Below are 24,132 nucleotides of genomic sequence, written 5' to 3'. Positions count from 1 at the left end.
GTTTAGCTCCCCTAAATATTAGCGACGTATAACATAATCGCGTGGTTGTGCGCTATGCCGTTAGACCAGGTTTGCCGTCGTCGTATGCTGGGTCACGCCATCGTCGTAAAGCAGCGTGATCGTGCTGGACACGGGCGGGGTCGTCAGGGTTGCTACGTCGACGAAATTGGCACCGTTGGCGGTTCCGTCGTGATCGACACTGAGTGTGCCTGTCGCCGAATTGTAATTCACGAAATCGCCAATATTGGCCCCTCCGGGCGCTGTGTCGAACAGAGACGTCAGGTCTATCTTGTCGCCTTGCCCGCCATTGTAGTCTACGATGAGATCCTTCATGTCGAGACCGTCGAGCTTGAACGTATCGGCGCCTGTGCCGCCGGTGAGGGTATCTTGGCCAGCGCCGCCGATCAGAGTGTCATTGCCAGCTCCGCCGTTGATCGCATCATCGCCGAGGCCCCCGAAGAGCACGTTGGTGGCACCGTCACCTGTCAGCGTGTCGTTGAAGTCCGAACCGATGATGTGAGGCGCCGCCGGCGTCGACGTGTACGAGTGGCTGTCTCCTATCAGCGAGGCCGAATAGTTCTGAATGCCTTCGCCTGACGGGCTCAACGTGATGCCGATCGTGCCGCCAGCGATGTCGCCGTCACCATCGACGACGCTCACGGGAACATCGAAGCTTACCGGGCTGTGCGTTGCAGCAGATGCGCCGAAATCTCCGAGCTTGAAAGTGTCGCCTGATTCGTAGCCAATCTGGAGGCTGTTGTACCCGTTGGCCGTATAGGTCGCTATCGACGTGTTCGACACGATTGAACCGACGACTGCTTCGTATTGTGTTCCAGGAGCAGCGCCATCCACGAAATGCACCGTAAATAGATGACCACCGACAGTAACGTTCGTCGTCGTTGTGCTAATGTCGGCGAACGACACCAAAGTCGTCACGCCATTGTAGGTTATTGCGACCGCGCTAACAGAATCCTGAACTCCGTCGCCCACTTTCGCGTTGCCGTCCGGGTCATCGAAGGCAGCGAAACGAGCAGCCGACCCGGACGTGCTAGTGAACATCGCCGACGCGCCGTTGGTCGTATAGTGTTGGTCGAAACCATGGTTTTGGTTCGCCAGTGTCGAATAGTCTCCGTTTGGCGGGCTCCCAGTCAGGTCCACGACAAAGTCAAGGCGCATTTTCTCACCTGACCCAACCGAATTGGCGTCGCTGACGCCACCTTCATTCGCGTTCGTGTTCAGAGTTCCGGCGCTGACGCCACCTTCCATCGGCGTTAGCAGCAGATCCTTACTGTCGTCATTGGCCGCTGTATTGAAGCCCGCCCATACCCTGTTTCCGCCGACGAAATCATAGCCGCCTGCATTGAAGTCGACAGTGGTTATGCTGTCCACAATTCCGTTCATGTCCACGGAGTATGAGGCGGTCGCCGGGTTGAGCGTAATGACAAATACCGAAGTGGCGCCAGCCAGACCGGTAAGCGTGTGGCCATCTGCTGAGACATCGTAGACGATCGAAACGCCATTGGATGTCAGCCCGCTCGCGGTACCCTCAAGTGATGTCGGGAAGATGACAGTTCCACCGTCAGCACCGTAGTTGTTGGTAAGCACCCCATCGATGTCGAGGTCGAACGTGACGGGTGTTCCTTCTCCGTTTGCCACGACCGCGGAGGCTGGAGATATGACCGTCGGCACGTCGTCGACGATGTCGACCAGGATGGAGCCGGTGGTGGTGTTGCCGTGGGCGTCGGTCACCGTATAGGTGAAGCTGTCCTTGTCCTGCTCGGTGGTGATGCCATTGTTGGTCGTCGCACCATCATAGGTCTGGGTCAGCGTGTAGGTGTAGGTGCCGTTGGCGTTGAGCACCAGATTGCCGTAGCTGCCGCTGGCCGGCGAAGTCAGCGTATAGGTGTACGGGCCGGTGCCGCCGGCCGGCGTGATCGCGCCGTTGAAGATCTCGCTGTTGCCGGCCGCGTCGCTGCCCGTTGCAAGGCCCTTCTCGCTGACCAGAGCATCGGTGTCGGATGCCGTCACCGTCACATTGTTGACGGTGATGTCCAGCGTCACCGTCGAGGTGTCGCCGTCGCCGTCGGTGATGGTGTAGACGAAGTGATCGACCGCATTGGTGGTCACCGCGTTGGGGTTGGCCGTGTAGGTGTAGGCGCCGTTGGCGCCCAGGACCAGCGTGCCATACTGGCCCGCGATCCCGGCTCCGCCGAGATTGCCGCTCACCGGGTTCGACACGTTCGAACCGGTTGCCACGCCCGTCACCGCCCCGCCAGGTGCCGCGCCGTCGGCGCCCAGGACGTCCGCCGTCCCGTCCGTCAGCACGTTGCCCGAGGCCTGCGCGCCTTCCGACACGCTGTTGGTGTCGGCATGCGCCGTGGGAATGTCGTCGACGATGTCGACCAGGATGGAGCCGGTGGTGGTGTTGCCGTGGGCGTCGGTCACCGTATAGGTGAAGCTGTCCTTGTCCTGCTCGGTGGTGATGCCATTGTTGGTCGTCGCACCATCATAGGTCTGGGTCAGCGTGTAGGTGTAGGTGCCGTTGGCGTTGAGCACCAGATTGCCGTAGCTGCCGCTGGCCGGCGAAGTCAGCGTATAGGTGTACGGGCCGGTGCCGCCGGCCGGCGTGATCGCGCCGTTGAAGATCTCGCTGTTGCCGGCCGCGTCGCTGCCCGTTGCAAGGCCCTTCTCGCTGACCAGAGCATCGGTGTCGGATGCCGTCACCGTCACATTGTTGACGGTGATGTCCAGCGTCACCGTCGAGGTGTCGCCGTCGCCGTCGGTGATGGTGTAGACGAAGTGATCGACCGCATTGGTGGTCACCGCGTTGGGGTTGGCCGTGTAGGTGTAGGCGCCGTTGGCGCCCAGGACCAGCGTGCCATACTGGCCCGCGATCCCGGCTCCGCCGAGATTGCCGCTCACCGGGTTCGACACGTTCGAACCGGTTGCCACGCCCGTCACCGCCCCGCCAGGTGCCGCGCCGTCGGCGCCCAGGACGTCCGCCGTCCCGTCCGTCAGCACGTTGCCCGAGGCCTGCGCGCCTTCCGACACGCTGTTGGTGTCGGCATGCGCCGTGGGAATGTCGTCGACGATGTCGACCAGGATGGAGCCGGTGGTGGTGTTGCCGTGGGCGTCGGTCACCGTATAGGTGAAGCTGTCCTTGTCCTGCTCGGTGGTGATGCCATTGTTGGTCGTCGCACCATCATAGGTCTGGGTCAGCGTGTAGGTGTAGGTGCCGTTGGCGTTGAGCACCAGATTGCCGTAGCTGCCGCTGGCCGGCGAAGTCAGCGTATAGGTGTACGGGCCGGTGCCGCCGGCCGGCGTGATCGCGCCGTTGAAGATCTCGCTGTTGCCGGCCGCGTCGCTGCCCGTTGCAAGGCCCTTCTCGCTGACCAGAGCATCGGTGTCGGATGCCGTCACCGTCACATTGTTGACGGTGATGTCCAGCGTCACCGTCGAGGTGTCGCCGTCGCCGTCGGTGATGGTGTAGACGAAGTGATCGACCGCATTGGTGGTCACCGCGTTGGGGTTGGCCGTGTAGGTGTAGGCGCCGTTGGCGCCCAGGACCAGCGTGCCATACTGGCCCGCGATCCCGGCTCCGCCGAGATTGCCGCTCACCGGGTTCGACACGTTCGAACCGGTTGCCACGCCCGTCACCGCCCCGCCAGGTGCCGCGCCGTCGGCGCCCAGGACGTCCGCCGTCCCGTCCGTCAGCACGTTGCCCGAGGCCTGCGCGCCTTCCGACACGCTGTTGGTGTCGGCATGCGCCGTGGGAATGTCGTCGACGATGTCGACCAGGATGGAGCCGGTGGTGGTGTTGCCGTGGGCGTCGGTCACCGTATAGGTGAAGCTGTCCTTGTCCTGCTCGGTGGTGATGCCATTGTTGGTCGTCGCACCATCATAGGTCTGGGTCAGCGTGTAGGTGTAGGTGCCGTTGGCGTTGAGCACCAGATTGCCGTAGCTGCCGCTGGCCGGCGAAGTCAGCGTATAGGTGTACGGGCCGGTGCCGCCGGCCGGCGTGATCGCGCCGTTGAAGATCTCGCTGTTGCCGGCCGCGTCGCTGCCCGTTGCAAGGCCCTTCTCGCTGACCAGAGCATCGGTGTCGGATGCCGTCACCGTCACATTGTTGACGGTGATGTCCAGCGTCACCGTCGAGGTGTCGCCGTCGCCGTCGGTGATGGTGTAGACGAAGTGATCGACCGCATTGGTGGTCACCGCGTTGGGGTTGGCCGTGTAGGTGTAGGCGCCGTTGGCGCCCAGGACCAGCGTGCCATACTGGCCCGCGATCCCGGCTCCGCCGAGATTGCCGCTCACCGGGTTCGACACGTTCGAACCGGTTGCCACGCCCGTCACCGCCCCGCCAGGTGCCGCGCCGTCGGCGCCCAGGACGTCCGCCGTCCCGTCCGTCAGCACGTTGCCCGAGGCCTGCGCGCCTTCCGACACGCTGTTGGTGTCGGCATGCGCCGTGGGAATGTCGTCGACGATGTCGACCAGGATGGAGCCGGTGGTGGTGTTGCCGTGGGCGTCGGTCACCGTATAGGTGAAGCTGTCCTTGTCCTGCTCGGTGGTGATGCCATTGTTGGTCGTCGCACCATCATAGGTCTGGGTCAGCGTGTAGGTGTAGGTGCCGTTGGCGTTGAGCACCAGATTGCCGTAGCTGCCGCTGGCCGGCGAAGTCAGCGTATAGGTGTACGGGCCGGTGCCGCCGGCCGGCGTGATCGCGCCGTTGAAGATCTCGCTGTTGCCGGCCGCGTCGCTGCCCGTTGCAAGGCCCTTCTCGCTGACCAGAGCATCGGTGTCGGATGCCGTCACCGTCACATTGTTGACGGTGATGTCCAGCGTCACCGTCGAGGTGTCGCCGTCGCCGTCGGTGATGGTGTAGACGAAGTGATCGACCGCATTGGTGGTCACCGCGTTGGGGTTGGCCGTGTAGGTGTAGGCGCCGTTGGCGCCCAGGACCAGCGTGCCATACTGGCCCGCGATCCCGGCTCCGCCGAGATTGCCGCTCACCGGGTTCGACACGTTCGAACCGGTTGCCACGCCCGTCACCGCCCCGCCAGGTGCCGCGCCGTCGGCGCCCAGGACGTCCGCCGTCCCGTCCGTCAGCACGTTGCCCGAGGCCTGCGCGCCTTCCGACACGCTGTTGGTGTCGGCATGCGCCGTGGGAATGTCGTCGACGATGTCGACCAGGATGGAGCCGGTGGTGGTGTTGCCGTGGGCGTCGGTCACCGTATAGGTGAAGCTGTCCTTGTCCTGCTCGGTGGTGATGCCATTGTTGGTCGTCGCACCATCATAGGTCTGGGTCAGCGTGTAGGTGTAGGTGCCGTTGGCGTTGAGCACCAGATTGCCGTAGCTGCCGCTGGCCGGCGAAGTCAGCGTATAGGTGTACGGGCCGGTGCCGCCGGCCGGCGTGATCGCGCCGTTGAAGATCTCGCTGTTGCCGGCCGCGTCGCTGCCCGTTGCAAGGCCCTTCTCGCTGACCAGAGCATCGGTGTCGGATGCCGTCACCGTCACATTGTTGACGGTGATGTCCAGCGTCACCGTCGAGGTGTCGCCGTCGCCGTCGGTGATGGTGTAGACGAAGTGATCGACCGCATTGGTGGTCACCGCGTTGGGGTTGGCCGTGTAGGTGTAGGCGCCGTTGGCGCCCAGGACCAGCGTGCCATACTGGCCCGCGATCCCGGCTCCGCCGAGATTGCCGCTCACCGGGTTCGACACGTTCGAACCGGTTGCCACGCCCGTCACCGCCCCGCCAGGTGCCGCGCCGTCGGCGCCCAGGACGTCCGCCGTCCCGTCCGTCAGCACGTTGCCCGAGGCCTGCGCGCCTTCCGACACGCTGTTGGTGTCGGCATGCGCCGTGGGAATGTCGTCGACGATGTCGACCAGGATGGAGCCGGTGGTGGTGTTGCCGTGGGCGTCGGTCACCGCATAGGTGAAGCTGTCCTTGTCCTGCTCGGTGGTGATGCCATTGTTGGTCGTCGCACCATCATAGGTCTGGGTCAGCGTGTAGGTGTAGGTGCCGTTGGCGTTGAGCACCAGATTGCCGTAGCTGCCGCTGGCCGGCGAAGTCAGCGTATAGGTGTACGGGCCGGTGCCGCCAGCCGGCGTGATCGCGCCGTTGAAGATCTCGCTGTTGCCGGCCGCGTCGCTGCCCGTCGCAAGGCCCTTCTCGCTGACCAGAGCGTCGGTGTCGGATGCCGTCACCGTCACATTGTTGACGGTGATGTCCAGCGTCACCGTCGAGGTGTCGCCGTCGCCGTCGGTGATGGTGTAGACGAAGTGATCGACCGCGTTGGTGGTCACCGCGTTGGGGTTGGCCGTGTAGGTGTAGGCGCCGTTGGCGCCCAGGACCAGCGTGCCGTACTGGCCCGCGATCCCGGCTCCGCCGAGATTGCCGCTCACCGGGTTCGACACGTTCGAACCGGTTGCCACGCCCGTCACCGCCCCGCCAGGTGCCGCGCCGTCGGCGCCCAGGACGTCCGCCGTCCCGTCCGTCAGCACGTTGCCCGAGGCCTGCGCGCCTTCCGACACGCTGTTGGTGTCGGCATGCGCCGTGGGAATGTCGTCGACGATGTCGATGACGATGGCTGCCGGGGCCGACGACGAGGTGCCGTCCGAAACGGTGAGCGAGAAGCTGTCGGTCTCGGTGACTGCCGGAACGTCCGTCGTCGTGCTGGTCAGTGTGTACTGATAGGCAGCAACGCCGGTTGCCGGGTTGTAGCCGGTGATCAGCAGCGTGCCGTGGTCGCCCTGGAAGACCGAACCGTTGAGGCTGCCAATGGCAACCGTGACGCCGCCGATGGTGACGCTCTGCACGTCGTCGAGCCCGTCGGCGTCCGACACCGTGAAGGTGCCTGTTGCAACCGTGCTGCCGTCGCCGGCCGCCGAACCCGCCGCCAGACCTGCCTCATAGACCTGGTCATGCGCGCCGGCCGGATTGCCCTGGTCGACGACGATCTGCGGCACGTCGTTGGTGCCGTTGATGGTGATGGTCAGCGTTGCCGCATCGGTGTCGCCGTCGGCATCCTTCATCGTGTAGTTGAAGGTCTCGGTCAGCGTCTGGCCGGCGTCCAGCGCCTGCACCGCCGGATCGGCGTTGTTGAGCGTATAGGTGTAGGTGCCGTCGGGATTGGCCACGAAGGTGCCGTGCGCGCCCGTCGTCGAGCCATCCCAGCTGACGAAGCTCGTCGGCGTGTCGGCGCCCGGCTGGTTGTTGGCATGCAGGTCGTTGGTCAGCACATTGCCGTTGACCGGCGAAAGCGCGTCCTCGCTGATGCTGTTGGTGTCGTTGACCGCATTGGGCACGTCGTCGACGATGTCGATGACGATGGCTGCCGGGGCCGACGACGAGGTGCCGTCCGAAACGGTGAGCGAGAAGCTGTCGGTCTCGGTGACTGCCGGAACGTCCGTGGTCGGGCTGGTCAGCGTGTACTGATAGGCAGCAACGCCGGTTGCCGGGTTGTAGCCGGTGATCAGCAGCGTGCCGTGGTCGCCCTGGAAGACCGAACCGTTAAGGCTGCCAATGGCAACCGTGACGCCGCCGATGGTGACGCTCTGCACGTCGTCGAGCCCGTCGGCGTCCGACACCGTGAAGGTGCCTGTCGCAACCGTGCTGCCGTCGCCGGCCGCCGAACCCGCCGCCAGACCTGCTTCATAGACCTGGTCATGCGCGCCGGCCGGATTGCCCTGGTCGACGACGACCTGCGGCACGTCGTTGGTGCCGTTGATGGTGATCTCGACCGTTGTCGTCGAGGTGTCGCCGTCGCCATCGGTCAGCGTATAGGTGAACGTGTCCGTCAGATGCTGGCCGGTGGTCAGCGCCTGGACCGCTGCAGCGCCGTTGTTCAGCGTGTAGCTGTAGTGGCCGTCCGCATCGATCGTGATCGAACCGTAACTGCCCGCCACAGCCGACCCGACATGGCCCGAGGCCGATGTAACCGTGCCTGCCTCGACGCCCGTTACCGTCGCCCCGTCCGCGCCCTTAACGTCGGCGACGCCGTCCGTCACATTCGCGTCCGCGCCGCCGCTGGCCGTGATCACGTTGCCGTCCGCGACCGTCGCGCCGTCTTCCGTCACGCTGTCCGTATCGGCAACCGCGGTCGGCACGTCGTCGACAATGGCGACGGCAAAGGTGGTGCTGGCCGAATCGCCGTCGACGTCCGTGACAGTGATGCTGAAATTGTCCGGAACCGTGTCGTTGGGATCGAACCCGTTCGTGTGCTCGGGATGAGTGACCGATTCGGTCACCGTGTAATTGTATTGGATAGCACCCGTGCTCGGATTGTAGGAGACGATCTCCAAATAGCCGAACTGGCCCGGGATCTGCTGGCCGACGCCGGTGACGGCGACACCGTTGATAACGATCGACCCGATTCCATCCGGTGCGTCGATGCTGATCGTTCCGATGCCTGAGGTTTCGGAATTGCTTGGCGCGTCGCTGCCGGGCGATTGTGTCTGGTTGCCATCGAGGCCGGTTTCACTGGCCGCTTCGGTCGGGGCAAGCAGTGACGTGGCCACCACTGAAACCGGCCTGTCGACGATGGACGGGAACAGTTCGCGGCGATCCAGAAGCCCAAACTGCAAGGCGGTCGGCGGCAGCAATGCCGACAGGTCGAACCCGTCGCCGATGCCGCCGGGGGGAACCGAGAAATCACCGCCTGCGCTTGAATTCGAACCGCCGGGGCCGGCCGAGATGGAACCGTCGGCGCCGAAGGCGACATCGACATGGCTGGCTTCCAGCGCCGCCAGCAGCGCGACGCGCGGCACCTCGACGTCGCCGATGATGAAGGTCGGCACGTTCAGGGCGCCATCCTTGATCACGATCACCGAGCCGTCGGCCTGTTCGAGTACAAGGTTTTGGCCGTCGACCTTGATGTTGTCGATGGAGGCGTTGGCAGGAAGCCTTACCACGTGGCTGGCGTCGGCTACATATTCGTGCGGCGCAGCTGCCGGCAGCGTCTTCGCTTCCGCGGGGGCTTCCGGCTTGACGGGCGCTCCGCCGCCGACATCGACCGGCACCGGTTCGGACGCTGCCGGTGCGGCCTGCTGCGTCGAATTTGCCTGTGCGACCCGGATCTCCGCCGGCGATGCCTGATCGCCGTGTTCACTGGACGCGGAATGCTCGTTCAAGGAACCCGAAAAGCTGTCCAACTCGATATTGTTCGTCATGGCTGAAACCCCTCCGATATTTACCGGATAGAGACAGCGGCCATTTCTACTTTGCAACTGCCCCCTAATCTATTTCATATATTATGATATGCATTGCTCGGCATTTTTTACACGTGGTAAACCGCGACAATATAACCTGATATATGCTGGCTTCCGGAGGCTTCCCTGACGGAGGACTGGCCGGGATTTTTTGGTAAATCAAAGTATAAAATTGAATAAAATTTTAAATAAAATAGATGAAGACAGTTGCTGGATATTTATCCACCTTCCTTTCCAATAATTTGAGACAAGATTGGTAGCGTCCACAGTCAAAGGTGGGCGTTATGAAAAAGCAAAAATCGGTTCCGGGAAAAACCGGGCTCCAGATGCTCCTGCTGGCAATCGGGCTTGTCGGCCTGGCGGGGCCGTCATTCGCCAGCGATATCCCCGCACCCGGCAGGCCTCAGGAGAAGGTCCAGACGCCGCCCTGTCTCGGCGGTGTTTCACTGACGAGGCCCCAGCCCTGGCAGCCTGCGGACGCTTACCGGATCGGCATGGTCACCGGCAGCTATGGCCCGGATGTCGGCCGCGGGGACGGCTCGTCAACGGCGCGAGATGACGCCGGGATAGATCCGGTGCAGACCGCGTCGATTATTCCAGGGGTCTTCGGATCGGTTGCCTTGTCCATGCGCAATTTTCCCGTCGCGGCGCGCTGGGCGCCTGTCTACCGGGCAATCACCGCCTGCTCGGCAGGCAGCCCCTGCGAGCACAAGAGCACGGCTTTTGCCGGCATGATCGCCGCCGCTCAAGGCAAGGGATTCAGCGAGAAGCTGTCCTTCGTCAACAGCAGCGTCAATCGCCTGATCGCCTACAGGAAAGACAGCCTCGTCTACGGCAAGCTCGACTATTGGGCGAAGCCTTCGGAGATTCTCGAGCGGCGAGCCGGCGATTGCGAGGATTTTGCCATCCTCAAGATGACGGCCCTGCTGAGGGCCGGCATTCCGACGCAAAGCATGGCGCTTGTCGTCCTCCAGGATCGCAAGAGAGGCTTCTTTCACGCAGTGCTGTCGGTGAGCACAGGCAGCGGCACCTTCATTCTCGACAGCCTCAGCAACACCGTTATGCGTGACAGCGATCTCCCGGATTACGTCCCGCTCTATTCGTTCAGCACCGACCGGGCCTGGATCCACGGTTCAAGACCGGGCGGCGCCCAGATGGCCGACATCAAGGGCGGTTTCGCAACCGTCGCGCCCGGCGAAGGTTTTCAGCCATAGGGTTTCGGCCAGTCCAAGCCATAGGTTCTCGCCAAGACTGGCGGGCATTCAGCCGCCGAAGACGAACGCCATCAGCAGTTCCGGCTCGAGCACCGGAGCCCGCACCGCATTCAATTGCCCCCGGTATCGACGGTCGCCCGCGCCGATGACAAAACCGGTGGCCACCGGCGATTCGCCATTGGCGTCGAGCCGCGTGAAGATGTCGGCCACATTGAGGTCCAGCGCCAGCTTGAGGTCGTGCCGCGCGTCATCGCTTGGGGCGATCGGCAATTGGCGTTTGACCAGTTGCTGGAACGGCGCGTTGAACGACAGGATCTTCTTCGAAGAAGCCAGGGCAAAGGCCGGAGACGGGCACGCGACCAGTATGGCGTTGATGGTGTTGATCGATGCAAGCCTTCGCAAGGTCAGGTTTTCGTCCCCCAACCCACGCATGCAGGCCACCCTGATCGCGGATGTCAGATTGCCTGTCTGGGCCTGGCTTTCGGCGATCTCGTCGATGAGCATGCCGATCGTGCACTTCCTGCTTTCGGCCATCTGCTTCAGCGACATCCAGAATGCCCGCTCCAGACGAATGCCGCGCCGTATGCCGCCGCGCGCCACGACCCGAAACTCCAGCCCGAAGTCCTCGGCGGCGACTGGCGCAAGCAGCCGCTCGCGATCGGAATGATGAGGGCTGGCGCTACCGCTCACTCATCGCCTCCTCGCGCGCTTTGTTGATCGGCTTCAGGAGGTAGTGCAGGATCGTCTTGCGCCCGGTCTTGATGTCGACCGAGCAGATCATTCCGGGGATGATCGAATAGGCCTTGCCGTCTCTTTGAAGGGTCGATTTGTCCGTCGCCACGCGCACCTGATAATAGGGCTCCCCCGTTTTCTGATCGACCAGGCTGTCGGCTGTGATGTTGGAGACCTTGCCCTCGATGCCGCCGAAGATCGAGAAATCATAGGCGGTGACCTTGATAAGGGCTTCCTGGTCGGGACGGATGAAGGCGACGTCCCGCGGCGAGACCCGCGCCTCCACCAGCAACGTTTCGGAGGTTGGCACGATGCCGGCCACGACGGCGCCAGGCTGGACGAAGGCGCCGACCGTGTTCAGTTCCAGCGTGTTGACGATGCCGTCCACGGGAGACCGGATATCGGTGCGCGCGACCTTGTCGGTGGCTCCCCTTATGGTCTCATCCACCACCGAAAGGTCCGCCAGCGCCTGGGTAAGGTCGTCCAACGCCTCCTGCTGCAATTGCAGGCCGAGTTCCTCGACCTGAAGCTGAGCTTCCGTGATCGACGATTTGATCTTCTTTATCGTTTCGCCGGCAAGGTTCAGCTGGCCGTTGAGTTCGGTCTGTTCGCGCTCTACCCGGAGCTGCTCGGTCCTTGCCATCAGGCCTTTCTTGACCATCGCGTCGACGAGTTTTGCCTCCTGGTCGCTGACGACCAGGTTCTTAGAAAGACGATCGGAATTGGCCTCCGCCTCGGCAAGTTCCTTCTCGCGCTGATCTAGGCGTGACTTGAGCACGGACAGCTTGTTGTCGAAGTTCCCGCGCCGGGCGATGAGCAGCTTCTGTTCATTGTCGCAGATTTGCGGAGCGACCGACTGGATGTCCTGCGGGCATGGAAATGGCCCTGAGAGATTGCCGGCCTGTTCGTATTTCAGCCTCGCTATGCGCACTTCCAGCGCGCGCGCCTTGGCCTGCTGCTCGCCGAGACTGGACGTGTTGAGCGTGTTGTCCAGGCGGATGATGAGATCGTTCTTCTTGACGACCTGGCCGATCGTCACGGCGATTTCCTGAACCACACCGGCCTCGCTCGCCTGGATGATCTGGGTCTTGGAAGCAGGTATGACCTTGCCGTCGCCGCGTGCGATCTCATCGACTTCGGCAAAGGACGCCCAGGCGACAAAAACGACGAAGAGCGCTCCGATGATGAATATGGACGCCGACGCAAACAGCGGCGGTCGATCTTCCCTGGCAAGCATTTCCCACGCCCCAACGCATTGGATGCAGCAATAATTGTTTTGTCAGGCGCTTGTTTTCTGCAACGCCTGTATGACTTGGTCCTTCGGTCCGTCGGCAACGATTTTGCCCTGTTCGATAACGATCAGGCGGTCGGCCAGTTCAAGCATGCTGAACCGATGTGTGGAGACGATCAGCGTCGTGTCGCGGTCAAAGGCGACTTTGAGCTGCTTGATCAACTGGCGTTCGGAAGCAAGATCCATCGAGCCCGACGGCTCGTCCAGAAAGACGATTTTCGGTTTGGTCAGCAGCAGGCGCGCGATTGCCACCGTCTGCCGCTGGCCGCCCGAAAGATTGGTGCCGCGCTCGCCGACATTCATGTCGTAGCCGCGCGGGTGGCGTGAAACGAAATCGTCGACGCCGGCAGCCTTTGCCGCTTCGATGATCTGTTCGTCTGTAGCCTCGGGGCATGCCATCAGGAGGTTTTCCTTGATGGTGCCCGAGAACAGGTCGCCGGCCTGCGCAACGATGCCGACCGCGGCGCGAACCTCGGACGGGTGATACTGGCGAATGTCGATCCCATCCAGCAGCAACTCACCGGAAGTCGGCAGGAAGAGCCGGCCGACCAGCCGACCCATCGTCGTCTTTCCCGATCCTATGCGGCCGATGATGCCGATCCGCTCACCCGGCTTGACCGAGAAATTCAGGCCGGTCAAAACTTCGTTTTCCGAGCCTGGATAGACAAACCCGACATTCCTGAACACCATCGCCCCCTTGCGGATGGGGCGGTTGACGAAGCCTACCGTGTCGGGCCGGTCTTCCGGTTGAGCCATGATCGAATTCACCATCCTCAGCGAGAGCATGGCCTGGCGGAACCGGGACAACGTTATGGCGATCTGGCCGAGCGGCGCCACGGCCCTGCTCGCCAGCATCACCGTTCCTATGATTGCTCCCGTCGAAACATGCCCTTCTGAGAAGGCATAGGCGCCGGCCACGACCAGGGCGACGGTAACCAGCTGCTGTATGGACTGGGTGATGTTGCCCGCCGCCGCCGAAAGCTGCTTGATTTTCTCGGACGTGTTGGCGGCGTTCTTGGAGTGCTCTCCCCATTTCCGCAGCAGATACGCCTCGGCGCGCAGCGACTTGATGGTCTCCAGCGTCGAGATGGATTCGACCAGCAGGGCCTGGCGCTGCGATGCTTCGTTCATCGAGGCTGCGACGCGCTTGCCGATGCGGCGCTGGGTGACCAGGCCGACGATGACGGACATCACGAAGGCCAGCGCCGGTATGATCACCAGCCAGCCGCCTATTGCATAGATCACAAGGAGAAAGACGAAGACGAATGCCGTGTCGATGAACACGCTTATGGTGTTGGAGGTGAAGAACTCCCTGACGAACTCATATTGCGTGACCCTGTTTGCGTATTCGCCGGTCGAGCCGGGGCGCGCCGAAAGCGACGAGTTCAGCACTTTTTCGAACAGCAGATAGGATATCCGCAGATCCGCCTTGCGCCCGGCATAGTCGATGAGGGAAGCCCTTGCCGTCTTCAAAAGCAGGTCGAACAGGATGACCGCACCGATGCCGAGAGCCAGCACCCACAGTGTCGATATCGCCTTGTTCGGCAGGATCCTGTCGTAGACGTTCATGGTGAAGATCGGCGAGGCTATGGCCAGCAGATTGATGAACACCGCCGCCAGGACGACTTTCGAGTAGGTGCGCCAGAAAGCGCCCATCGTCCCCGTAAGCCAATGTCTTCGCTCGATCCTGGCCGCCGAGCCGACCGACATGGTCTCGGCGGCATTGGCATAGGTGATCGAAAAGGAAGCGCCGCCGCTGATGTAGCTGGCGGCCAGTTCCGACCGGCCGATCGTGGTGCGGCCGTCTTCCTGGGGCGCGGTGATATACGCATCGCCTTCGCCTAGAGCCAGCAGGGCGACGGGCAATTGGCTGACGCGAAAGACGATGGCCGGCAGGTCGATACGCCCCCTGAGAAAATCGCGATGATTGAACTCGGTGACTTCCAGGCCGATGCGTTCGGCAAGGTGCCTGATGTCGTCGGCCGCAATTCGCGTGTCCGAGAGCGGCACGCCGGCAAACAGCACGGTCTCCGCGCTCGGCCTGCCGAGATATCCGGCAACGGCCGAGAAGCAGGCCTTGAACGCCTCCTTCGGGGAGAGGATGTTGGGTTGCTGGTTCACGATCTGCCCGTCAGGACGCTCGCTGGACCTTGTGCTGTCCTATTTCTTCCTCACCGGAGCGAGAATATCGAATGGCAGGTCGTTCTTCTGCTCCGATGGCGTCCGCGCATAGGTTTCTGTGTCCGCGGTTTCCGGTGCTGCGAACTCGGTGCGTGCATAGGCCGTCGCTTGCTTTGCCGGCTCGAGATTCATCGTTTTCAGCAACTGTCCGGTCGCGGCCAGGAGCCGGTACTGGGCAAACAGCGATGCGTAGGACGCGGTATCCGCCAGTGTTGCCGTGTTGAACCGTGTATTCTGCGCGTCGAGCACGTCGAGCAGCGAACGCTGTCCGACCTTGAACTGCTCGCGATAGGAAGCAACCAGCTTCTCATTGGCAGCGGCTTGTTGCCTCAGGGTCTTTGCCAGATCGGCTTGCCGGAAACGGCGATCCCATGAGGTGCGAACGGCTTCCTCGATTTCGCGCTGGACCTGATGCAGCGCGAGACGCTGTTCACTGGTGCGGCGGATCTGTTCCTGCTCGTTGGCCTTGTCGATGCCACCGCGGTAGAGGTTCCAGCGCAGGACCACGCGCGCCTGCAGGTCGGTGGTGTCGCCATCGTCGCCGTCAATGTCGGTTCCTGCCCGGGCCCGACCTTCAGCGATGATGGAGGGGCCAAATTTTGCCCGCGCAGCGTCCACGAGAGAGGCCGCCGCGTCGATGTCGCTGTTGGCCATGTGTACGCGCGGATTGCTTTCCCGCGCCAACCCTATCGCGTCGTCGAGCGAGCGCGGGAGTGCGGCCGAAACATCGCCGGGCCTCGAAGGGCTGGTCAGTGGCTTTCCGACGGTTTTGAAGAAGCGGATCTTGGCCGCTTCCAGTTCCTCGGTCGCCTCCTGCATGCGCGCCTTGGCGGCGAACAGCCGTTCCTCGGCCTGTTGCCGGTCGGCCTCGTTCAGCGCGCCGCCCGAGATGCCTTGCCGGATGTCGCCGAGAATTGCCTGGTGGAAGCCCAGATTTTTCTTCGCTTCGGCAACGATCGAAGCCTGCAGCATGTATTCCAGATAGTCCTGGACAACGGACAGCCCGATGAATTCGGACCGTTCCAGCACGCGGAACGAAGCGCCATCGACGCGCGATGCCTGACGGTTCAATTCGGCCCGCCTTCCGCCGCTGTCATAAAGCGTCTGCGAAACGGTAAGATCCGTTTCAGCCGGATAGAGCGCATCGCCTTCGATGGAAAGAGAGCGCCGGGACGGATTGTCGAGCCGGCGAACGCCAGCCGATGCCTCGACATCGACACTGGGAAGATAAAGGCCCTTGGCCTGCCGCAACTCGAACTCGATGGCTTCGCGATTTTCGATCGCCTGTCCAATCTCGGGATTGGACTCCACCGCGACAGCCATCGCCTCCTTGAGCGTGAGCGCGTGAGCACTGCCGCAGGTCAGCATGGTGGCCGCCATCAAAAGACCAAGGCGCCTGCCTATGGTCGACATGTTTGTCGTATTCATTAATCCCACCCTAACGTTTCCCCAGCGTCCTTTTCAGAGCGCTAACCAAGCCAAGGCCTGCCCGTCGGTGGATTATTCACAGATTCACGAAATATGTGAGCGATTATTGATTTAGAGATCGCTAAATAGCCTTTTTGGGCAACAAGGCTGCGAGATGTAGCAAAAATAGCACATAACGTCGGCTCGCTGCGGTTGTATCCGGACGCCGCATTCAGTGGGAAAGCACAAAAAACGGCAGGCCAGTGGGCCGGTATGGCCAGAATCATGGCCGGTTCGGATAGCGGCTGTCGATGATCCAACCTGAAGTTGAGCCCTTTTTCAGGCGCGTCCCTTTGGATGCCGCGCCCAAAAATACTCCATCGCGGCGGCCGGCGTACGCTTCATGTGGCTCACTGCGGCCAAAAGCTGGTCAGCGCGCACCCTAATTTGCGCTCAACGCCACCATGCGGTCGAGCGCCGCGGTCAGGCCGCGAAGCGACACAGGGAAGCTCAGCGGGGTCTCGGCGTCCGTCGTGACATTGAGCTTCAGCACCGAGCCTCCCCTCAGCTTTCCAAGCGTCGGCCGATCGATCGTAAAGACGGAGACGCAACCCGTCGGCAGGCAGGTCCTGAAGCGCTGCGGGGACAGCGGCGGTTGATCGTCGATCTGCAGCGTCACGCCCGGATCAAGGAGGATGCCGAAGGGCAGAAGCAGGGTAGCCGTCGTCGAACCGTCCGGGCGTGCCGCGATCTCCATGGCAAGAAGCCTCTGCCCGTTCTGCTGGACCTGGTCTTGCGCAAGCGAGCACACTCTCGCCTTTTCCCGTACCGAACAGGTCACGCTCCAGTCCTGATAGACCTCACGCAGCGATGAGGGTCCATCCGGGACAGCCGCCACCTGTTGCTGGGCAGACGCCGTCGACATCAATGAGAATAGAATTGCTCCACATGCGGAGACGGCCTTCGGGCCAAGCTTCATGTGCAGACCCATTCGCGGATCTTGCATTTCTCTCCCGTCGCCTCGCAGGCCTGCAAAGCGAGATCCTCCGCTTCCCGACGGGTCTCGGCCGAGTTCACGCCCCAGGGCGTGAAACGGTTCTCCACTTTGTCTGCCACGGCAAGCGCACCGCAGTGCTTGTAGGGAAAGCCGGTCTCGTCGTCATCATTCCAATGGCGATGGTTGCGGAAGACGGTGACGACGTTGCAGGCCTTTCCGCCTGCGTTCTCGCAATATTTCTGTGCGATGTCTTTCGCTTCCTGCCGCTTGTCGGCGCCCCAGAAGAAGCCGTATTTGCTATCGGCCTGCGAATAGGCAATGGCCGCCCATATGCCCTTTTCCTCCTGTTGCGGTTCCGATGGCGCCACAAGGTCGGCTGAGACGACTTGTCCGCTCCACAACAAGGTCAAGCCCAAAACTGCCAAAGCCTGCAATCTCATGGTCGGCATCCTTTCCTTGACCTCACTCGCTTCGCGTCCTACTTCGCCGCCGAAGCAAGGGAGATCACCACACAGCTTTTGCCCGTCGGCAGGAGAAGCGCTTCACCGGCATTGCCGCCGAGCTCGTAGACCTCGACCTGCCCGAGATGGTCGGTGATCTTGCTGCCCTGCGGCAGGATGGATGGGATGTCGGCGCACGGGCTGGCGAATGGCGCCACCCGCACCATCGCCCCTTCGCAACCCGTGGCGGTGGGCGATGCGAAGACGATGCCGGCGGCCGGTCCGCTATAGCGTTCCGACGCATAGTCCATGCCGACAAAGGCCTGGATGGCGTGCTTGTCGGCGGCCTGGTCGTTCCACAGGGATTTGACGCTGTATTTCGTGCCGGTCGTCAGGATCTGTCCGAGCACTGGATAGACGGTCGAGCAGGCCTGCACACCGGCCTGCTTGACATGCTCGAGGAAGGGCGTGTCCGGAAGCACGGGGGCCGCCGCTGTTGCTGCAGGTGCGGCCGTCGCGCCGCCGACCAGATTGGCGACCGCGGCGTAATTCCCGGCGGCGAAGCCAAGCCCCGCCACGACCAATCCCAGCAATGAATATCCGGCCGCGCGTGGCCAGCGCCTTGGGGGCTCGGCCCGCCTCTGCCGATCCGCCTCGACGCTCGGAGTGCGTTTGGCGGACGTGAACTGGTCCTGCTGGCTCATGGTGGCGCCTCGGTTATTTGAGTGGTGAAAGGGCGTCTGACAGCCCCTTGAGTGTTGCGGTAACGGTGATCGTCTGCCCGTCGACCGTCGAGTAGGAGATCGCCGGCGTCGCGTTCTGCGATATCTGCCGGCGCATGACGGGGCCGACCGGCAACATGCCGACACAGACCATTTCGTTGCAGCCGTTCAGCTGCACGTCGATCGGCTGCTTCTGTCCATCGAATTTCACGGACACAAGGCCATCGCTCCTGGCGTTCGGGGCGGTGCGCAGGATCATGTACGGCTTGCCGTCCTGGGTGGCGGCAAGCGACCAGCTGAAGGCCATCTTGCCGGACGCGTCCTCGATGATCTGCGAAACGTTGCAGACCTTCTTGCGGGCTTTGAGGTTCTCGTCGCAGATCAGCGTCCAGTTGTCGAATGGGCGTATGGTGCGCTGGTAGTCTCCGAGCTTCACCTCGGGCGGGAGCACCACGTCCGAAGGCTTGATCCTGTAGGTCGACGCGACCTGCCCGGCGGCCGGCACGAGGCCGCCGCAAAGCGCCAGGCAGGTCAGGGCAACAAGTCCTTTCATCCCTGCCTCAGTTCAAGGTGAAGCTGATGCCGGCGCCGACGCCGACATGCCCACCCGCTGCCGTGCCCGACAGGTTGCCGCGGATGCGGCCGTCCTCGCTGGTGTAGCCCGCACCGAAGGCGAACGCGCCGGCGTCGCGCCAGAGGCCGCCACCCGCCGCGACGCTCAGCTTTCCGGGCCGGTCGTCGTAGCGCAGCGAGGCGGCGGCGAGGCCTATCGCGGCCGCCTGCCGGGCCTCGTCGCGGATGCCGTTGATGTCCGAATTGAGCTGGCCGAGCTTCTGGTCGGTATAGTCGTTGGCCTGCTGCAGGGTCGTGGCGGCTACCTTGTCGGTGTAGTCGTTGGACGTATCGATAGCGTAAGCCACGCGGTTGTCCGTATAGCTCTTGCCGGCGGTCAGGCCCTGGTTCATCTGGTCGACATTGACCGCATCGGTCCCTTTGACGCCGGGGCCGACTTTGGAGATGACGACCGGCGCGTTGACGTCGCCACCCTGCAGCGTGATGGTGTTCGACTTGACGCCGCCCGGGGCGTCATAGGTCACCGCGTTCTGGGTGAGGTTTCCGACGCCGGCTTTCAAATCCTCGATCGCCGTGTTGGTGGCGTAGAGCTGCGAGCCGTTGATCGCATCCGTGCTGCCGGCGTCGACGCGCCCGGCGGCGACATTGGTGATCGTCCGCTCGGCGCCGGCATCGCCGACGCTGACGGTTCCGGTCGGAGTCGTTCCGGCGAAGGTGTAGGTCTTGCCGCCGATGACGGTGCTGGAGGTGCCGACGGCTGTCTGCGTCACCGAGCCGGAGCCGAGCGCCACATCGTTGGCGTTGTTGGCCTGCGCACCCTGGCCGAGCGCGACGGCGCCCGCCCCGGTAGCCGTCGAGCCATGGCCCGCAGCCACGCTCTCGGCGCCGCTCGCCACGCTTTCCGGCCCGATCGCCACCGCGTTGGTGCCGCCGGCGATGCTGTCGGCCAGCGTCGAATTGGCGTGGAAGTATTTGATGCCGCCGCCATTGCTGATGGTGGTCAGGGCATTGTCGACGGCCGTCAGGCCGTCATAGACGGTCGAGTAGTTGTTGCCCTGGATAGTGTAGGTCGGGCCGGTGATCGAGCCGTCGGGATTGATCGTGGTAACCCCGCCGAACAGGTCGGTGACGTTTTTCGTCACGCCGCGCAACTGCGAGACGTTGACGCCGTCGGTGTCGGCCGAGCCCGCCGCGACATTGGTCAGCTTGCGTTCGGCCCCGGCGGCGCCGATCGACACCTCGCCGACCGAGGTCTGCGGACCGGCGAGCGCGAAGGCCGTGTAGCCGGCCTGCGCGCCGACCGTGGTGATGGATTGCGCACCGAGCGCCACGCTGTTGATGAAGGTGCTCTGGGCGCCGGCGCCGAGCGCCACCGACTGGACCCCGGACGCCAGCGAATTGGTGCCGAGCGCCAGGCCGTCGGCCAGCAACACATGGGCGTTCTGGCCGATGGCCGTTCCGCCGGGCGCTGTCAGGTCGACGATGGCGCCGTTGCCGATGCCGATGCCATTGTCGCCGTTGACGACAGTCGTCGGGCCGACCGCGACCGATTCCGCGCCGACCGCGAGCGAGTCGCCCGCCGCCGAATTGGCGTGGAAGTATTTCGTCGAGGTAACCGATACGGCAGCGATGGCGCCGGCGAGCTGGCGCACCGTCACTGCGTCTTGGTCCTGCGTGCCGTCGGCCACGTTGGTGATCTGCCGGTAGGAGTTGACATCGCCGACCGAAACGGCGCCGAGCAGCGTCTTGTCGCTCGTGTTGTACTGGATGAAGTTGGACGGACCGGCCGCGATCTGGCCGGTGGCTGGAGCGATCGCGCGATCGGAGATCGAACCCGAGCCCAGCGCCACGCTGCCGTCGATGCTGGCCTTGCTGTCGCGGCCGAGCGACAGCGCGCTGATGCCGGTCGCGGTCGCATTGTAACCGACCGCTGTGGACCCGACGCCTTGGGCGAAGGAATCGGTCTGCGCCAGCCCGGCCTCGTTGGTGCGGGCGTAGCGGATGCCTATGCCGTTGGCATCGGTATAGGTGGTCGAGGTGTCGCCGGCGATGTTGTTGAACGTGTTGCCGAGATTGGTGACGGAACCGCCGATGGTGCTGAGCGTGGTGCCGATGGCGTCGACGGCCTGGTTGGTGGCGGCGAGCTGCGAACCGTTGATGGCATCGGTCGACGTCGAACTGATCCGTCCGGCGGCGACGTTGGTGATGGTGCGTTCGGCGCCGACCGCGCCGACGCTGACCGTCGAGGTCGGGTTGGTGCCCTGGAAGGCGTAGGTGGTGCCATTGATCACGGTGCTGGGCGTGCCGACGGCGACGTCAGTGACACTGCCTGAGCCGAGCGCCACGTCGCCCGCATTGCCAGCAGCAGAGCCGGCGCCCAGCGCGAGCGCGTTCTGGGCGACGGCATTGGCGCCTACACCAACAGCAGTCGCCTGAACGCCAGCCGCAAGCGAGTTCTGGCCGATCGCCGTGCTGGACGTGGCTGTGGCGGTGGCGTTTGCGCCAATGGCGGTGCTGTATTGGCCCGAGGCCTTGGAGATGTACCCCAGTGCCGTTGCGTCGAGCGCCGACGCGACGGCGCCACTGCCGATGGCCGAGGCGTTGGCGTCGGAGGCGCTCGAATTGACGCCGGCCGCGATGGCGTTCGTCCCCGTCGCGGTCGCGACGGGTCCGATGGCGACCGAGTCCGTACCAGTGGCCGAGGAGTCCGCCGCCGTCGAGTTGGCGTGGAAATATTTGATGCCGCCGCCGACGTTGAGATTGTTGACGACGGCGCCGATGGCGTCCACCGCCTGGTTGGTGGCGGCGAGCTGCGAGCCATTGATCGCGTCGGTCGATGTTGAACTGATCCGCCCAGCAGCGACGTTGGTGATGGTGCGTTCGGCGCCGGGTGCACCGATGCTGACCGTCGAGGTCGGATTGGTGCCCTGGAAGGCGTAGGTCGTTCCGTTGACCACACCGCTGGCCGTGCCGACCGCCGTAGTGGTGACCGAGCCCGAACCAAGCGCGACATCGCCGGAGCTTGCCGCCGCTGTCGCGCCATCGCCCAGTGCGACGTTCCCGGCGAGGCCGGCTGCGCCCGCCGTCGAGCCGTTGCCCAGCGCCACCGAGCCTTGCCCGATCGCCTTGTTGCTGTTGCCGATGGCGACAGCGCCGTTGGCCATATTGGCCGCGGTGGCGGTTGCCGTGCCGTCGCTGTTGGCGATGTTGTTGGCGCCGCCGGTGAAGGCGCCGGTGCCGCTGGCGTAGCTGGGATCGCCGATAGAGACGGCGCCGTCGCCATAAGCGACGTTGTCGGCGCCGATGGCGACGGCCTTGCCGCCGCTCGCATTCGCCCTGGTACCGATGGCGACGGCATCGGCGGAGTTTGCGACCGCGTTCGTTCCGGCGGCGATCGCGTTCTGGGCACTCGCGTTCGCGGTATCGCCCATCGCCAGCGCGCTCGCGCCACTCGCCGATGCGCTAACGCCCAGCGCCGTTGCGCGCGCGAGGGTCGCACGGGAGCCATTGCCGAGCGCCACGGCGCCAACGTCCGTGCCCTGGGCACCCGACCCAATCGCGACCGAGCCGATTCCACTCGACAGAGCGGCATTGCCGAAAGCCAATGCGAAATTGCCTGAGGCGAGTGCGTTGGGGCCGAGTGTTGACGAGCTTATCCCCGTCGCACGGGAATTTACCCCGATTGCGACGGCGAACTGGGCCGATGCCACGCTTGTACGGCCGATCGCCGTGGCATCAGCCACGTTTGCCGTCACGTCCACGCCGATAGCGATCGCGCTCTGAGCGAGAGCCCCCGTTCCGGCAGCGGAGCGTGCGCCCAGATAGATGGAATTCACGCCGCTGGCGATGGATCCCGTGCCAATGGCGGCGGCGTTGGTCTGGCTGGCTTGAGCGTTGTGGCCGATCGACGCGGTGTTGCTGGCGGCGACACCAATACCGGCATTGGTTCCGATCGCGATGTTGTCGTTGCCGGTGACCAGATTGCCCGCGGAGGCGGAGAGCGTTGCGTCATAGGCAACGGCGCCGTCACCAGTGCCGAGGGCGACATTGCGCTGCCCCGTGACGCCGGAGCCGGCGCCTCTCAAGACGCTTGGGACGCCGCCGCCGACAGCGGTATTCTGTCCGCCGCTGACGAGCGTGCCTGCCGCGACGCCCACCGCGACCGAGCTGGCATTTCCGGTGGTTGACCCGGCGCCGGCGCCCTGACCGACAGCAACCGTGCTGTCGCCGATCGCCAGCGCTTGCACCCCGAGTGCCGTTGAGCTGTTGCCGGTCGCCCTAGCAGCGTTGCCGACGGCGACGCCCGAGACTCCGCTGGCGTTGGCGCCGTTCCCAGCGGCGAGAGAATTGCCGCCGGTTGCCTGGCTGACCACTCCCAGCGCTATCGAATTGCCGCCGCTTGCGTTACTACCCGCTCCCATTGCGGTCGCGTTGCCGCCGGTTGCTTGGCTGGTCGATCCAACCGCGGTACCAAAGCTGTTGGCGACGGTTCCCGTGCCGAGGGCGGTCGAACTGTTCCCCGAAGCCTGGCTCACGCTGCCGACAGCGACGGAATTGCCGCCGGTCGCTTGGCTCGATACGCCAACGGCCGTCGCGGCGGCGCCAGCAGTAGCCGTGGAGCCGATGGCAGTCGCGTTCGCCCCATTTGCGGTGCTGTTGACGCCAAAGGCGCTTGCCCCGCCGGCGTTAGCATGGGCGTTTCCGCCCACAGCGAGCGCGTTAATGCCGGTCGCGCTTGCAAAGACACCTATGCCGATGGCGTTGAGGCCATTGACACTCATCGAATAGCCGATGGCGATCGAAGCGTCGCCCGTTGCACTGTTGGAGGTGCCCAACGCTACGGCGTTGTTGCCATTCGTCGTGGCGCCGTTACCGATAGCGACGGCGTTGCCGCCGGTCGCCGAACCGCCACCGGCCTGATATTGCGCCAGGGCCGGCGTCGCAGCCATGCCGATCGCGAAGGCGCTCAGCACCGCGGCCGCCGCCGACATCCCGCCGACGCCGAGCGTTCCCAGGCCAAGGCGCCTGCGCCCTATGCCGAGCACGCTATGCGCCATCCGCAGCACCGCCATCAGACGGCGGCGAACCGAGCGAGAGCTCAGATCGGCCCCCGCGATCCACTGCCCCGCGAAATGCGCTGTGCGACGCCGAACAAACGAACCGCTCGAAATCTGGCCGTTCGAAATCTGGTTGTCGGTCATGGTCCCTCTCCGCTGGCCGGCACGAAATGTCTGACAATTCCGCTCCATCGCAGGAAGACATGATTCCTGCGTGCGGTATTTCACGATATTGCTGTCTTGTGAGAAAAGAGGCGAGCAAACCGGCATAGGTTAACGGCTCGTTACCCCTGCCAATGCTTTAGAATCAA

The 24,132-nt window shown here is 63.7% G+C and carries 11 protein-coding genes; 1 reads left to right on the top strand and 10 read right to left on the bottom strand.

Annotation, left to right across the window (positions count from 1 at the left end):
• Positions 1 to 60: 60 nt before the first annotated feature.
• The gene (locus A9K65_RS35125; protein ID WP_157678463.1) at positions 61 to 9,168 is read right to left on the bottom strand and encodes a VCBS domain-containing protein; all 9,108 of its coding nucleotides are present in this window, start codon (positions 9,166 to 9,168) and stop codon (positions 61 to 63) included.
• 323 nt (positions 9,169 to 9,491) lie between these two features.
• Between A9K65_RS35125 and A9K65_RS10460 the strand changes: the two genes are divergently transcribed.
• Complete coding sequence (locus A9K65_RS10460; protein ID WP_064995657.1) at positions 9,492 to 10,421, top strand: transglutaminase-like cysteine peptidase; 930 nt, start codon at positions 9,492 to 9,494, stop codon at positions 10,419 to 10,421.
• Between the two features lie 48 nt (positions 10,422 to 10,469).
• On the opposite strand, the gene A9K65_RS10455 is transcribed toward A9K65_RS10460, so the two are convergent.
• From A9K65_RS10455 to A9K65_RS10415, 9 genes are all read right to left on the bottom strand, one after another.
• A complete protein-coding gene (locus A9K65_RS10455; protein ID WP_024502654.1) occupies positions 10,470 to 11,111 on the bottom strand; it encodes a ribbon-helix-helix domain-containing protein in 642 nt (213 codons plus the stop codon).
• Positions 11,101 to 12,390, bottom strand: a complete 1,290-nt coding sequence (locus A9K65_RS10450) for an HlyD family type I secretion periplasmic adaptor subunit (RefSeq protein WP_013529846.1) — start codon at positions 12,388 to 12,390, stop codon at positions 11,101 to 11,103. Before A9K65_RS10450 ends, A9K65_RS10455 begins: the two co-directional genes overlap by 11 nt.
• Positions 12,391 to 12,432: 42 nt before the next feature.
• Complete coding sequence (locus A9K65_RS10445) at positions 12,433 to 14,565, bottom strand: type I secretion system permease/ATPase (RefSeq protein ID WP_013529845.1); 2,133 nt, start codon at positions 14,563 to 14,565, stop codon at positions 12,433 to 12,435.
• Positions 14,566 to 14,604: 39 nt separating this feature from the next.
• Entirely contained in the window at positions 14,605 to 16,053 is a 1,449-nt protein-coding gene (locus A9K65_RS10440; RefSeq protein WP_013529844.1) for a TolC family protein, read from the bottom strand.
• A gap of 421 nt (positions 16,054 to 16,474) precedes the next feature.
• Entirely contained in the window at positions 16,475 to 17,038 is a 564-nt protein-coding gene (locus A9K65_RS10435) for an invasion associated locus B family protein (protein ID WP_245322024.1), read from the bottom strand.
• Positions 17,008 to 17,469, bottom strand: a complete 462-nt coding sequence (locus A9K65_RS10430; RefSeq protein WP_013529842.1) for a DUF4189 domain-containing protein — start codon at positions 17,467 to 17,469, stop codon at positions 17,008 to 17,010. The genes A9K65_RS10435 and A9K65_RS10430 overlap by 31 nt, the downstream gene beginning before the upstream one ends.
• A gap of 38 nt (positions 17,470 to 17,507) precedes the next feature.
• Positions 17,508 to 18,173, bottom strand: a complete 666-nt coding sequence (locus A9K65_RS10425) for a hypothetical protein (protein WP_013529841.1) — start codon at positions 18,171 to 18,173, stop codon at positions 17,508 to 17,510.
• 13 nt (positions 18,174 to 18,186) lie between these two features.
• On the bottom strand, positions 18,187 to 18,744 hold the full coding sequence (locus A9K65_RS10420) for an invasion associated locus B family protein (RefSeq protein WP_013529840.1): 558 nt from the start codon (positions 18,742 to 18,744) through the stop codon (positions 18,187 to 18,189).
• 7 nt (positions 18,745 to 18,751) lie between these two features.
• A complete protein-coding gene (locus A9K65_RS10415) occupies positions 18,752 to 23,965 on the bottom strand; it encodes a YadA-like family protein (RefSeq protein WP_064995656.1) in 5,214 nt (1,737 codons plus the stop codon).
• Between the last annotated feature and the right edge of the window lie 167 nt (positions 23,966 to 24,132).

This window comes from Mesorhizobium sp. WSM1497 (assembly GCF_001672455.2).
Taxonomy (GTDB): domain Bacteria; phylum Pseudomonadota; class Alphaproteobacteria; order Rhizobiales; family Rhizobiaceae; genus Mesorhizobium; species Mesorhizobium ciceri.
This window is presented reverse-complemented; position numbering and strand designations above follow the sequence as displayed.